We start from the raw sequence: 13173 nt of genomic DNA, 5'->3' as shown, positions 1-13173 counted from the left end.
CTGGCACACCGAGGTGTGTCGATCCTTCGGTGCGCTCTTCGGCGCCGGGGTTACTTCCCACGTCCGACCTATTGGTTCGGGCGTGTCGCGGGCATCGGGTGGTCGGTGGCCCGCTGTTGTGGTTCGCACGGGATCTGGCAGTGCTACATGAGCGCCGCCTGGTCGGCCGCGGTGGATCGGTGGACACCTCCGTGGCGGTGGTCCGCGAAATCGAGAGTCGCAGAGTCGAATTGGTGATGGCCATCGACGACTGGGTGATGCGCAGTGTGCCGCAGCATCGGCTCGGCGCCACTTTGCACACCGAAACGGTGGGTGCGGTCATCGATCGCCTCGCCGAGTCGTCGGTGCGCGCGCACCACGCGTTGATGACTCTGAACGCGCACGACGAGCTGCTGCACAACGCGTGGCACCATCTCGCCGAACTCGCGGACGCCTACGACGATCTCGTGCGCGACGTCATGGCAGGCAGGCGGCGCCTGCCCGAGTGGTGAGCGGCTGATCCGTTCGCGCCCTTGCCCGCCGGGCCGCTGCCCGGCGGGTGTCAGGGTCGGTAGCGACGGTGATCGGTGGCGAAGTCGTCCGCGACAGTAGCGGCCAGCTCGACGTAGGCCCGCTTGGTCTGCTTGTGCAGCCGATGCAGATCGATTTCGGCGCCTTCGGACATGTGCGGGTCGAACGGGATGATGTGCACCGCGCGGCACCGGGACAGGAAGTACTCCCGTAGTTGCTGGATACCGACATTCGGTGATCCGGCCCGCGGCGAGTTGATCACCACCACCGCGTTGCGGACCAAGTGGTCGTGGCCGTGCAGCGACAACCAGTCCAAAGTCGCTGCGGCGCTGCGGGCTCCATCGATCGCGGGGGAGGAGATCAGCACCAGCGAATGAGCCAGGTCCAGCACACCCGCCATCGCCGAATGCATGAGCCCGGTGCCGCAGTCGGTGAGGATGATGTTGTAGAACCGCTGCAGGATCCGGGCGACCGCGCGGTACTCGTCTTCGCTGAACGCCTCCGACGCGGCTGGGTCACGTTCGCTGGCAAGCACTTCCAGGCGGCTGGTCGCCTGCGAAGTGTGCCTGCGCACATCCGAATAGCGCTGGATGGTGGAATCGAGGAGCAGGTCGCGCACGGTGGAGCGGGTCTGCAACGGCACCCGCTGCGACAGTGTGCCGAAGTCGGGATTGGCGTCGACGGCGATCACCCGGTCGCCTCGGATGGAGGCGAAAGTGGAGCCGAGACCCATTGTGGTGGTGGTCTTCCCGACACCACCCTTGAGTGAGAGCACCGCGATCCGGTAGTCGCCGCGGACGGGTTGCCTGATCCGCGCGACCAGTTCTTGCAACCTGCGTTCCTCGGCGGACATGCCGGGGTTGATCGCGCCGCCGGACACGTGGTGCACCGCCTTGCGCCACCCGGATCCCGCCGGGGCCTTCTTGGCCCGGCGCAGTGGCACATTGTCCAGCGAAGGCTGCTGGAACTGCGCGCCCGGATGCTGCGCGGGCGGCTGGGGGTAGTCCGACGAGGGCTGCTGGAACTGCGCGCCCGGCGGCTGGGCATAGCCGGACGGAGTGCCCCACTGTGGAGCGGGTTGCCCCGCGACTCGATGCTCGGCGGGATACGGCATTGGCCCGGAATGGGGTGCTACCGGGCGGGATTCGGGGGCAGTGGCATTGCTCCACTGGTCGACGGGGACGTGCGGAGCGGCCCCCGGCATCTGGACGCCGGCGAATTGCGTTGCGTGACCGGCGTTCATACTGCTCGCGGCCTGGGAACCGGGCTGCGGGCCGTCCACGCTGTAGGCCGGATCCGCACCTTGCGGCGGAACCGACTGCTGATCGAAGTGCGGTGCTTGCTCGATCGGCGCCTGCGGAGCCGACCGGTCGTTCGGGTCGGCGGAGAGCCGGTGCCGTCCACCGACGGAACGCGCCGGCGCAGCGCCGACCTCGTTCGCGCTGGTCCAACCGGGCGCCGGGATCCCCGTATCTTGTTGCGCGCGAGCCGCGTCCACCGAGCCGGGCCCAGCCGACGGCGCGGCGGGATCCGACGCAGGGGCTGCGGTAGGCGCAGCGCCGGTCGCGAAGCCGCCGTGGGGCGCGGGCGGCACGAGCACAGCACCCTGCTCACGGTGCGGACCGGTCGCGGCGGTCGGTTCCCCAGCGCCATGGTCCACGGGTCGCGGGTGCGCTGCCGGTGGTTGATCGGCGGGTACCGGGGCCGAGTCGGCGGGCGCCCGATCGGCCTGTGCGGCGGTGTCATGCGGCGCGAACTGGTGCGGCCGACCGGTTTCCGGCGGTGCGGCGTGTCCGAGCCAGGGCGGCGGACCATCCGCGCCGCGCGTCGGCGGGCGGTGCTCGTTACGTGCCGGTGCGGGAACGCCGCCCTGCGGCCGCTCGTGCGGCGCAGGAGGGTCGGGCAGCGGCGGCAGTCGGCGGGGCGCGTCCGTCGCGGATACCTCGGTCTGCTCGGACCGCGATGCGGCGAGCCAAGGCGGCGGACCATCGGAACTCACCACGGCGGAATCCGATGCGGCGGTCTGCGCTGCCGATGCCTGACGGTCGCTGTGCGGTGTGGGGTGGGCGTCGTCCGTCGTGGTGGTGCTGGTCGTGGGTGATGCCTGGGGGTGGTCGTGCGGTGTGGGGTGGGCGTCGTCCGTCGTGGTGGTGCCGGTCGTATGCGATGCCTGACGGTCGCTGTGCGGTGGCAGGCTGCCTTCGACTGGTGGTGTGCCGCTGCCCGTGTCTGTCGCCGACGCTGCCGGAGGGTCGACGCGGGAGCTCTGGGAGTCATCCGGCGAGGGTGCGGTGCCGCTCGTGCCTGCGGCGGGGCCGGCTGCTGACGTGGTGGGCTGCTGAACCTGCGCCGCGTCAGAGATCGGCGCGGCAGCGGTGTTCCCGCCGTGCGGTTGCCCGGCCGAGTTCTCGCCGCCGGGTGACGCTGCGGCCGGCGTGGCCCCGTGGCTTCCGGCCTGCCCGAACGCAACCGCTCCCTCGGACGCCGAGCTTTTCTCGCCGGGCGTGGAGGCGGGTTCGCCGAATCGCCGAGTCTGCTCGTCGGCCGGGAAGCCGGGCCGTTCGCGGCTCGGGTCCGCTGCCTGTTGCTCGATCCGTGGATCGGATGCCTGCCACCCCGTGTGCTCCTCCGCGGTCGGTGCCCCAGCCGCCGGTCCGCCGCCGACTGCGGAGTTGGGCGCGGTCGACGATGTGGGAAGCGCGCCGGTCGGCAGCGGTCCGCCTTGCCACACGTTGTGCTCCGAGGCAGTGCTCGGCGTCTCGGCCGACGCTCCGCCGGTCGGCGAAAGGCTTGGTTCAGGTGCGGTCTGCGGCGCCGGCCGGCTCGCGCCGGTCGGTGTTCCCGCTGGACCGGGGCGGGTGGCCGGCGCCGCCGGGTCACTGCCGGGCAGAGGCGCGACTTGCGCGTCCGAGGTCGAGGGTCCGCTCTGCCGTGCCGTGTGGTCGGTGCTGTTTGCTCCGGCCGTGCCTGGATCGGTGGTCGGGGTTGCGGGGGCGGTGTCGGATGGTGGTGTGAACTGTGCGCCGGTCGGCGCGGGCGTGTGTCCGCTCTGCCGTGCCGTGTGGTCGGTGCTGTTTGCTCCGGCCGTGCCTGGGCCGGTGGTCGGGGTTGCGGGGGCGGTGTCGGATGGTGGTGTGAACTGTGCGCCGGTCGGCGCGGGCGTGTGGCCGCTCTGCCATGCCGCGTGGTCGGTGCCGGAAGGGGACGTCACGGGGTGACCGGGCAGCGGACCGGACGTGTCGGCGCCGATCGGACCTGCGGGGCGGTCGCCGGTGGGCCACGTTTGATTCGGGCCGGTGGGCGACAACCCACGAGACCCGCTACCGGGGTGGGCTGCCTCGTCTCCGGCCGGGCCCGGAGCCGCCGGTGCAGCGGCCTGGCCGGGTGCCGACGGGGCAGGCCAGTGGTTCGGGAGCACCGCCGACAGCGCGGCGTCGAGCCGGGGATTGCCGGTAGACGGCCAACCGCTGTGCTGCGGTCCGGCCGGAGGGCGGCCGCCTGCGGCCGGACCGGGTGCGCTTTCGCCGCGTGGCGACCGGGCGTGCTCTCCGCCTGGCGCTCGAGCGGGCCGCTCGTCGGCCTGTTGCCGGGGCGGCGGTGGCGGGAGATCCGGCCTGCCCTCTTGGCGGTCGTTCGGGGCGCCCGGGTCCGTGGACCTGCTGCCCAGCGGCTGGAAACCGGGTGAGGGCTGCGACGGGTTGCGGGTGGGCAGACCGTGCTGCGGAGTGCTGTGGTGCTGAGGCGGCGCTTGCCACGGGCTGCCCTGCGCCTGCGCCGGCCGGTCGTAGCCGGGTTGCTGCTGCCAGGACTCGCTTGCGAACGGGCCGGGCGCGGGCTCGTCCGGACCCGGCGCGGGCGCGTGGTTCGCCTCGTTCTGCCGCTGTTCCTCGTCGGAGGGCCCGTCGTGCTTGTCGCGGCGCCAGCCCTTGCGGCGCTTCTCCGGGCGTGCGGCCTCCGGCCGTTCCGCCTCGGGCGCTCGGTTCCTGAAACGGCCGCGCCTGCGGTTGGTGGTGTCCTCGATCAGTTCGTCGTGCGGGAGGTTCTGTACCGGCGCCTCGTAGCCGCTCTGGCCGACGTCGCTCTCCGACAGCCACGGCGGCAGCATGGGCAGGCCATCATTGCTACGGCTCACGACTGCGCCTCGCTGTCACGCGGCGTATCGTCGATTCGCTCGCTGCGCTCAGTCACGACTGCCCTCGCCTGCGCTCGGCTCGGTCGTGACCAGGAGTGCTCTGCCGGTGACTCGCTCGCTACGCTTACTCACGGCCTCGCCTCCCTGCCGCTCGCTTCGACCCGACCGAGGAGCGCCTCCGCCGGTGCCCCGCTCGCTGCGCCGGCTCACGCGTCCCCCTCGATCCGTTCGACCCAAATACCTGGACAGCGGCCAGTTTACGCGACAACCATGGGCCGTCGCGGCACAGCGCCCGATGCCCGCCACCGGTGGGAAGTCGGCTGCGAAACCCCTGGCGACGCGGGTATACAGGGAGGCATTTTTGCCCGATCCGGAACGGATCGGTAAGCTGGAGCGGCGGTGCACCTACGCGCCGCCTGTTTGTGTGCGAGCGGTCCGCTCCGGCGACCGATCCATCCGAGCAGATCAGGCAAACAAACCAGGTTGAGCGTAACCGGGATCGCGGAGGACATGGCGAAGAAAGACGGGGCCATCGAGGTCGAGGGTCGAGTTGTCGAACCGCTGCCCAATGCGATGTTCCGGATCGAGCTCGAGAACGGGCACAAGGTTCTCGCGCACATCAGCGGGAAGATGCGGCAGCACTACATTCGCATCCTCCCCGAGGACCGTGTGGTCGTCGAGCTCTCGCCCTACGACCTGTCGCGTGGCCGGATCGTATACCGCTACAAGTGATCGCGCCCGCCGCGATCGGATCGGTGCGACCCGGCGGTCCCGGCGCGAGCCGGGGCGGAGTCGAAAGACTCACCTCAGAGCTTCCCCAGTCGCCGACTGGGGAAAAACTGTGTTCACACCCCTGTGAACCACAACAGATTGGACGGACGTGAAGGTTCAGCCGAGCGTCAAGAAGATCTGCGAGAAGTGCAAGGTGATCCGCCGCCACGGCCGGGTCATGGTGATCTGCGACAACCTGCGCCACAAGCAGCGCCAGGGCTGAGCGAAGACGAGGGCGACCTCGTCCCACCCGCCCGAGGCTTGCCGAAGGCGCCGCTCGACGCGACACCAGCCAAGCACCGAACCGCAGTTCGGATTGGCAAGAAGAACTCCCAGCACCAGCCGCACGCTGCGGAAATCAGGGTTCGCCCTGGGGCGTGTGCGCCTACCACCGGTTCGGAGGCCGGTGCCCCACCACGACGAGGGGACGGACAGGGAGCAGACCTCCGCAACGATTAAGGAAACTGCCAGATGGCACGTCTCATGGGCGTCGACCTCCCGCGCGAGAAGCGCATGGAGATCGCACTGACCTACATTTTCGGCATTGGCCGTACCCGCTCCAAGGAGATCCTCGAGGCCACCGGCGTCAGCCCGGACCTGCGTTCGAAGGATCTCAGCGACGACGATCTGACGAAGCTGCGTGACTACATCGAGGCTTCGGAGTTCAAGGTCGAGGGTGACCTGCGCCGCGAGGTGCAGGCCGATATTCGCCGCAAGATCGAGATCGGCTGCTACCAGGGTCTGCGCCACCGTCGTGGCCTGCCCGTGCGTGGCCAGCGCACCAAGACCAACGCGCGCACCCGCAAGGGCCCGAAGCGCACCGTCGCCGGCAAGAAGAAGTAGGGATAACCGATGCCTCCGAAGAGTCGGGCCGCGGGCCCGAAGAAGACCCAGAAGTCGCGTCGCAGGGACAAGAAGAACGTCCCGCACGGCAACGCGCACATCAAGAGCACGTTCAACAACACGATCGTGTCGATCACCGACCCGAACGGCAACGTCATCTCCTGGGCGTCGTCGGGTCATGTCGGCTTCAAGGGCTCGCGCAAGTCGACCCCGTTCGCCGCGCAGCTCGCCGCCGAGAACGCCGCCCGCAAGGCGCAGGAGCACGGCGTCAAGAAGGTCGACGTGTTCGTGAAGGGCCCCGGTTCGGGCCGCGAGACCGCGATCCGCTCGCTGCAGGCCGCCGGCCTCGAGGTGGGCACGATCTCCGATGTCACCCCGCAGCCGCACAACGGCTGCCGTCCGCCCAAGCGGCGTCGCGTCTAGCGGGAAAGGAATAACGAACAATGGCTCGTTACACAGGCCCTATCACCCGCAAGTCGCGTCGTCTGCGCGTCGACCTCGTCGGCGGCGACCAGGCGTTCGAGCGTCGCCCCTACCCGCCCGGCCAGCACGGCCGCGCGCGGATCAAGGAGAGCGAGTACCTGCTCCAGCTGCAGGAGAAGCAGAAGGCCCGCTTCTCCTACGGCGTCATGGAGAAGCAGTTCCGCCGGTACTACGAAGAGGCCAACCGCCTCAAGGGCAAGACCGGTGACAACCTGCTGCGTCTGCTCGAGACCCGCTTGGACAACGTCGTGTACCGCGCCGGTCTGGCGCGTACCCGCCGGCAGGCTCGCCAGCTGGTCTCGCACGGCCACTTCCTGGTGAACAACAAGAAGGTCGACGTTCCCAGCTTCCAGGTCACCCAGTACGACATCATCGATGTCAAGGAGAAGTCGCTGGGCACCCTGCCGTTCCAGGTGGCCCGCGAGACCCTCGGCGACCGTCCGGTCCCGGGCTGGCTGCAGGTGATCCCGGGCCGGCTGCGGATCCTGGTCCACCAGTTGCCGGAGCGCGCCCAGATCGATGTGCCGCTGCAGGAACAGCTGATCGTCGAGTACTACTCGAAGTAACACGGCACACGTGCTGCTGGTGCGTGGTCGCTCTGGATGGGCGGCCACGCACAACCCCTGAGACGAGGCGTCAAATAGCGGGCGCCCAAAAAGGAGGATGATCCCCATGCTGATTTCACAGCGTCCGACGCTGACCGAAGAGGTCGTCGCCGAGAACCGCTCGAAGTTCACCATCGAACCGCTCGAGCCGGGCTTCGGTTACACCCTCGGCAACTCGCTGCGGCGTACCCTGCTGTCCTCGATTCCGGGGGCGGCGGTCACCAGCATCCGCATCGACGGTGTCCTGCACGAGTTCACCACCGTCCCGGGCGTGAAGGAGGATGTCACCGACATCATCCTGAACCTCAAGGGCCTGGTCGTGTCCTCGGAGGAGGACGAGCCGGTCACGATGTACGTGCGCAAGCAGGGCCCGGGCACCGTCACCGCCGGTGACATCGTCCCGCCCAGCGGCGTCGTGGTGCACAACCCGGACATGCACATCGCGACCCTGAACGACAAGGGCAAGCTGGAGATCGAGCTCGTCGTCGAGCGCGGTCGTGGCTACGTCCCCGCCGTGCAGAACAAGGCGTCCGGCGCGGAAATCGGCCGGATCCCGGTGGATTCGATCTACTCGCCGGTGCTCAAGGTGACCTACAAGGTCGAGGCCACCCGTGTCGAGCAGCGCACCGACTTCGACCGGCTCATCCTGGACGTGGAGACGAAGAACTCCATCAGCGCGCGGGACGCGCTCGCCTCGGCGGGCAAGACCCTGGTCGAGCTCTTCGGCCTGGCCCGTGAGCTGAACGTCGAAGCCGAGGGCATCGAGATCGGCCCCTCGCCGGCCGAGGCGGACCACATCGCCTCGTTCGGCCTGCCGATCGAGGACCTGGACCTCACCGTCCGGTCCTACAACTGCCTCAAGCGCGAGGGTGTGCACACCGTCGGCGAGCTGGTCGCCCGCACCGAGTCGGATCTGCTGGACATTCGCAACTTCGGCCAGAAGTCCATCGACGAGGTCAAGGTCAAGCTGCACGCGCTGGGCCTCTCGCTCAAGGACAGCCCGGCGTCGTTCGATCCGTCCAGCGTGGTCGGCTACGACGCGAGCACCGGCACGTGGAGCGACAGCGGCACGTTCAGCGACACCGATGGCGGCGAGCAGGACTACGCCGAGACCGAACAGCTCTAGGCCGCCGGGGTAGGCGCCCCGGCCCGGCCCGAAGACACAGGAGAACACCACAATGCCCAAGCCCAAGAAGGGTGCCCGCTTCGGCGGGTCGGCGTCGCACCAGAAGGCGATCTTCGCCAATCTGGCCACGGCGCTCTTCGAGCACGGCCGGATCACCACCACCGAGGCCAAGGCCAAGGCCGTGCGTCCCTACGCGGAGAAGCTGATCACCAAGGCGAAGAGCGGCACCCTGGCCGACCGTCGCGAGGTGCTGAAGGTGATCCGCAACAAGGACGTCGTGCACGAACTGTTCGCGCAGATCGGCCCGTCGTTCGAGGGGCGCGAGGGTGGCTACACCCGCATCACCAAGACGCTGCCGCGTAAGGGTGACAACGCGCCGATGGCGATCATCGAGCTGGTCCGGGAGAAGACCGTGACCAACGAGGCCGATCGCGCTCGTCGTGTTGCCGCGTCGAAGAAGACGGAGGAGGCTCCGGCCGCCGAGGTCGTCGAGGCGCAGACCGACGAGGCCGCTGCCGAGACCGCCGAGGCCGAGGCTCCGGCTGCCGACGAGGCCGCCGAGGACAAGAAGGACGCCTGACGCTGAGCGTCGGAGTTCGCGTACGAGCCCGCCACCCGCACTGGGTCGGCGGGCTCGTTCGTTTCGACCAGGGGATCATGTGACCGTGGAGGAATCGATGCCGGACCGGCCGCACACGGACGCGCCGGGCGCACCCGAGTCGTCGCGGGTCCGGGTGCGGCTGGACATCGCCTACGACGGCACGGATTTCATCGGCTGGGCCCGCCAGCCCGGTCTGCGCACCGTGCAAGGTGTGCTGGAGGACGCGCTGAGCAAGGTGTTCCGCGAGCCGATCCAGTTGACCGTGGCGGGCCGGACGGACGCGGGCGTGCACGCCGAGGGCCAGGTCGCGCATTTCGACACCTCCGGCGAACTGGACGCGGGAAAACTGGTGCACCGGATGGCGCGATTCCTGCCGAAGGACGTGCGGATCAAGCAGGCCGGACCGGCCGCGCCGGAGTTCGACGCCCGTTTCTCCGCCGTCCGCCGCCACTACGCCTATCGGTTGACCACCGCGCCGTACGGGGCCGAGCCGCTGCACGCCCGCAGCGTGGTCGCCTGCCGATCCGGCGTCGATGTCGAAGCCATGCGGATGGCTTCACGAAAGCTGCTGGGGCTGCACAACTTCGCCGCGTTCTGCCGGCGCAGGGAGGGCGCGACGACGGTCCGGGAGTTGCAGCGCTTCGATTGGGTGCGCGACGGCGATCTGCTGGTCGCCTATGTCAGCGCCGACGCGTTCTGCTGGTCGATGGTTCGCAGCCTGGTCGGTGCGGTCCTCGCCGTCGGCGAGGGGCGGCGCACACCGGAATGGGTGGGCGATCTGTTGCGGGAGACGGAGCGTTCCAGTTCGGTCACCGTCGCGCCCGCACATGGTTTGAGCCTGATCGGCGTCGACTACCCCGCCGACGAAGAACTCGCCGCCCGCAATGCGCAGACACGCGAGATGCGGTCGGTTCCGGTTCCGGGCGGAGGTTGTTGCGGCGATTGAGGACGTCCGTGGACTACCCGCACCCGGGCGTGGGTGCGGGTAGCGGCACGGTCACTTCGACGACTGCGGATATTGCTGCTGCGACTGTCCCGGCTGCTGACTCTGTTCCTGCTGCGTCGGCGACATCTGTCCGGACCGGCTCGATTGCGCTTCGATGGTCCTCGGTTCCTGGGACGCCCCGGAGATCTGGATGCGGCGCGGCTTCGCCCGCTCGGCGATGGGGATCGTCACCGACAGCACGCCGTTGTTGTAGGTCGCGCTGATGTTCTCGACGTCGACATTCTCGCCGAGGGACATCTGGCGCATGAAGGTGCCCGCGAAGCGTTCCGAGGCGATCCACTGGACGCCTTCCTCGCTCGGCACGGTGCGTTGGGCCCGCAGGGTGAGCGTGCCGTTGTCGACGCTGACGTCGATCGAGCCGGGGTCGACGCCGGGCAGGTCCGCGTTCAAGACGTAGTGATCTCCCGCTTTGAACAGATCCATCGGCATGAATCGCGGTGCGCGTCCGGTTCCGACGCTCTCACCCAGCAATTGGCGGGCGACGGTGTCGATGTCATGGAATGGATCGAATCGAAGCACAGCAATCACCTCCATCTCCTAGTGGTGGCGACCGCCACGGCAGCGGGCGCCGATAGCTGTGCAATAGCCACAGTAGCCCTCGGTAATCGGGAGAGCATCGACCCGACGGGGTCGGCAAGCGAAAGATCCGCGGAGCCGGAATAGCCGCCTCCGGGCACGTGTTGGCTCGGGACATGGCATTCGACAGTCTCGGACGGTTCGGCGTGTGGCGGGCGTTCAACGGGTTCAGCCCAGCGGACGCACGGGAATTGGAGCAGCTGGGCTACGGCGCGCTGTGGTTGGGGGCCTCACCCCCGGCCGATCTGGCAGTGGTGGAACCGCTGCTCGAGGCGACCGAAACGATCACCGTGGCCACCAGCATCGTCAACATCTGGGCGGCGCCCGCGAAGGAAGCAGCCGATTCGTTCCATCGGATCGAGGCGCGTTTCCCCGGCCGGTTCCTGCTCGGCATCGGCGCGGGCCACCCGGAGCACACCGGCGAGTACCGCAAGCCGTACGACGCGCTGGTCGAGTATCTCGACGACCTCGACGCCGCGGGAGTACCCGCCGAGCGCCGCGCGGTGGCCGCGCTCGGCCCACGCGTGTTGAAGCTGGCCGCCGAGCGATCCCTGGGCGCGCTGCCCTACTTCGTTCCCTCGGCACACACCGCGAAGGCCCGCGAGATCGTCGGGCCGGACGCGCTGGTGGCGACCGAGCACAAGGTGGTGCTGACCGACGACGCCCGCGCGGCGCACACCGTCGCCGATGAGACCGTCGGGTTCTACCTGGGCCTGACCAATTATGTGTCGAATCTGCGCCGGTTCGGCTTCACCGACGCCGACCTCACCGTTCCGCCCGGTGATCGCGTATTCGACGCCGTCATCGCGCACGGCACACCGGAGCGTATCGCCGACCGGCTGGTCGAACACCTGGACGCGGGCGCCGATCACGTCGCGGTGCAGATCCTCGGCGACAACTACCTCCCGGCGCTGCGAACCCTCGCCCCGCTGCTGACCGAGCGGTCCTGACCGGTCCGACGGAAGCTTCTCCGGCCCCCGGCCCCGCGCCGGGGGCCGGATCTTTTTCCGATCGTCCTAAGGGATTGTTAGGAAGCCGCGAGAGGCATTCCGTGCGCATGTGACTGTCGACACACTGATCTGCGACGACGTGATGAGGCGTCGGAGAAGGAGATCTTGTGACTACGACACAGCCCGTGGGCGAGCGCCGGGTGGTCGCGAACGTTTTGCGCGGCTCCATCGGCAATCTGGTCGAGTGGTACGACTGGTATGTCTACACGGCTTTCGGCCTGTATTTCGCCCAAGTGTTCTTTCCCAAGGGTGATCCGGTCGCGCAACTGCTGTCTACTGCGGCGGTGTTCTCGGTTGGCTTTCTCATGCGCCCACTCGGGGGTTGGGCGCTCGGATGGTATGCGGACCGATTCGGGCGGCGCTCGGCACTGACGCTGTCGGTGACGGTGATGGCGGCGGGGTCGCTGCTGATCGCCGTGACACCCGGCTATCAGACCATCGGTCTGGCGGCACCGATGATCCTGTTGATCGCTCGGTTGCTACAGGGGCTTTCGGTGGGCGGCGAATACGCGACGAGTGCCACCTACCTGTCCGAAGTGGCCTCGGCGGGACGGCGCGGGTTCTATTCCAGTTTTCAGTACGTGACACTGGTAGCCGGGCAGCTGACCGCTCTCGGCGTACAGATCATCTTGCAGCAGGCGCTGACGTCGGATCAGATGCACGCGTGGGGATGGCGGATTCCGTTCTTGATCGGTGCGGGTGGCGCGATCGTGGTCATGGTGCTGCGGCGCGGGATGGACGAGTCGGAATCGTTCCGCGCGCAAGCAGCGCACGGCGAGAAGTCCGGTGAGGCGCGCGGCTCGTTCCGCGTGCTGCTGCAGTATCCGCGCGAGTGCCTGTTGGTCGTCGGTTTGACCCTCGGCGGCACCGTGGCGTTCTACACCTTCACTACTTACATCCAGAAGTTCATGGTCTACACCAGTGGCATCGCCAAGCCGACGGTGGCGTGGATCAACTTCCTCGCGCTGTTGGTCTTCGTGGTGCTGCAGCCGCTGGCAGGCGGCCTGTCCGACCGCATCGGCCGCCGCAAGTTGTTGATCTTCTTCGGCGTAACAGGAACGCTGCTGACCGTTCCCATCATGGGGCTGCTCGCGCACACCACCAATCCGGTCGCCGCGTGGGGCCTGATGATGGCGGCGTTGGTAATCGTCACCGGCTACACGTCGATCAACGCGATCGTGAAGGCCGAATTGTTCCCGACGAAAATCCGTGCGCTCGGCGTCGGGCTTCCCTATGCGCTTACCGTCGCCATCTTCGGCGGTACTGCCGAGCTGATCGCGCTGGCACTGAAGAAAGCGGACCTCGAAGCGGTGTTCTTCTTCTATGTCGCGGGCTGCATCGCCATCTCGCTGATCACCTACTACTTCATGCGGGAGACCTCGGCCTCGTCGGCGATCGACGCGGCCGAGCCCGCCGATGCCGGGCCCGGCGCCGCCGATGCCGGGCCGGGACGGCCGATGGTCACCGTGCGTGACTGACCGACCGGCACACGCGCCGATCCGCCCGCTGT

Annotated in this window: 12 protein-coding genes and 1 pseudogene; 11 read left to right on the top strand and 2 right to left on the bottom strand. The window is 68.5% G+C overall.

The annotated features are described in order from the left end of the window. The first annotated feature begins 179 nt into the window (after positions 1-179). Positions 180-491 (top strand): DUF4254 domain-containing protein, encoded by a 312-nt coding sequence (locus tag GVY64_RS37670; RefSeq protein WP_236566655.1) that lies wholly within the window; start codon positions 180-182, stop codon positions 489-491. A 50-nt stretch (positions 492-541) separates the two neighbouring features. Here GVY64_RS37670 and GVY64_RS38865 read toward each other — a convergent pair whose 3' ends face one another. Continuing rightward, a complete protein-coding gene (locus GVY64_RS38865; protein WP_328820876.1) occupies positions 542-4642 on the bottom strand; it encodes a MinD/ParA family ATP-binding protein in 4101 nt (1366 codons plus the stop codon). 510 nt (positions 4643-5152) lie between these two features. On the opposite strand from GVY64_RS38865, the gene infA reads away from it, so the two are divergent. From infA to truA, 8 genes are all read left to right on the top strand, one after another. Next, positions 5153-5374 (top strand): translation initiation factor IF-1, encoded by a 222-nt coding sequence (gene infA / locus GVY64_RS06220; RefSeq protein ID WP_003418601.1) that lies wholly within the window; start codon positions 5153-5155, stop codon positions 5372-5374. Positions 5375-5522: 148 nt separating this feature from the next. After that, positions 5523-5636 carry a 50S ribosomal protein L36 gene (rpmJ, locus tag GVY64_RS06215; protein ID WP_011207363.1) on the top strand — a complete coding sequence of 38 codons (114 nt, stop codon included), beginning with the start codon at positions 5523-5525 and terminating at the stop codon, positions 5634-5636. Positions 5637-5884: 248 nt separating this feature from the next. Continuing rightward, a complete protein-coding gene (rpsM, locus tag GVY64_RS06210; protein ID WP_039795645.1) occupies positions 5885-6256 on the top strand; it encodes a 30S ribosomal protein S13 in 372 nt (123 codons plus the stop codon). A 9-nt stretch (positions 6257-6265) separates the two neighbouring features. Continuing rightward, on the top strand, positions 6266-6679 hold the full coding sequence (gene rpsK, locus GVY64_RS06205; protein ID WP_039795647.1) for a 30S ribosomal protein S11: 414 nt from the start codon (positions 6266-6268) through the stop codon (positions 6677-6679). Positions 6680-6699: 20 nt separating this feature from the next. Further along, the gene (gene rpsD, locus GVY64_RS06200) at positions 6700-7305 is read left to right on the top strand and encodes a 30S ribosomal protein S4 (RefSeq protein WP_063021328.1); all 606 of its coding nucleotides are present in this window, start codon (positions 6700-6702) and stop codon (positions 7303-7305) included. 106 nt (positions 7306-7411) lie between these two features. After that, positions 7412-8470: a DNA-directed RNA polymerase subunit alpha gene (locus GVY64_RS06195; RefSeq protein ID WP_039796155.1), complete on the top strand. Its 1059-nt coding sequence runs from the start codon at positions 7412-7414 to the stop codon at positions 8468-8470. A gap of 52 nt (positions 8471-8522) precedes the next feature. Then, the gene (gene rplQ / locus GVY64_RS06190) at positions 8523-9050 is read left to right on the top strand and encodes a 50S ribosomal protein L17 (protein WP_159839628.1); all 528 of its coding nucleotides are present in this window, start codon (positions 8523-8525) and stop codon (positions 9048-9050) included. 97 nt (positions 9051-9147) lie between these two features. Further along, a complete protein-coding gene (truA, locus tag GVY64_RS06185) occupies positions 9148-10017 on the top strand; it encodes a tRNA pseudouridine(38-40) synthase TruA (RefSeq protein ID WP_159839701.1) in 870 nt (289 codons plus the stop codon). Positions 10018-10164: 147 nt separating this feature from the next. Here the strand turns inward: truA and GVY64_RS06180 are convergent. Continuing rightward, positions 10165-10596 (bottom strand): annotated as a pseudogene (locus GVY64_RS06180) (Hsp20/alpha crystallin family protein); the annotation flags it as partial. 173 nt (positions 10597-10769) lie between these two features. Between GVY64_RS06180 and GVY64_RS06175 the strand changes: the two are divergent. Then, positions 10770-11603, top strand: coding sequence for an LLM class F420-dependent oxidoreductase (locus GVY64_RS06175; RefSeq protein ID WP_159839627.1), 834 nt, complete (start codon positions 10770-10772; stop codon positions 11601-11603). A gap of 167 nt (positions 11604-11770) precedes the next feature. Beyond that, positions 11771-13141: an MFS transporter gene (locus tag GVY64_RS06170; protein WP_159839626.1), complete on the top strand. Its 1371-nt coding sequence runs from the start codon at positions 11771-11773 to the stop codon at positions 13139-13141. Positions 13142-13173 lie beyond the last annotated feature (32 nt).

The organism is Nocardia sp. CY41 (genome assembly GCF_009829325.1).
Classification (GTDB): domain Bacteria; phylum Actinomycetota; class Actinomycetes; order Mycobacteriales; family Mycobacteriaceae; genus Nocardia.
Note: the sequence above shows the minus strand (reverse complement) of the source record. Positions and strands in the feature narration are given on the sequence as shown.

Coding starts and splice junctions, on each gene's coding strand:
- truA (WP_159839701.1), top strand. CDS start 9,148: ATGCCGGACCGGCCGCACACGGACGCGCCGGGCGCACCCGAGTCGTCG.
- rpsK (WP_039795647.1), top strand. CDS start 6,266: ATGCCTCCGAAGAGTCGGGCCGCGGGCCCGAAGAAGACCCAGAAGTCG.
- rplQ (WP_159839628.1), top strand. CDS start 8,523: ATGCCCAAGCCCAAGAAGGGTGCCCGCTTCGGCGGGTCGGCGTCGCAC.
- rpsD (WP_063021328.1), top strand. CDS start 6,700: ATGGCTCGTTACACAGGCCCTATCACCCGCAAGTCGCGTCGTCTGCGC.
- GVY64_RS06195 (WP_039796155.1), top strand. CDS start 7,412: ATGCTGATTTCACAGCGTCCGACGCTGACCGAAGAGGTCGTCGCCGAG.
- rpsM (WP_039795645.1), top strand. CDS start 5,885: ATGGCACGTCTCATGGGCGTCGACCTCCCGCGCGAGAAGCGCATGGAG.
- GVY64_RS06175 (WP_159839627.1), top strand. CDS start 10,770: ATGGCATTCGACAGTCTCGGACGGTTCGGCGTGTGGCGGGCGTTCAAC.
- infA (WP_003418601.1), top strand. CDS start 5,153: ATGGCGAAGAAAGACGGGGCCATCGAGGTCGAGGGTCGAGTTGTCGAA.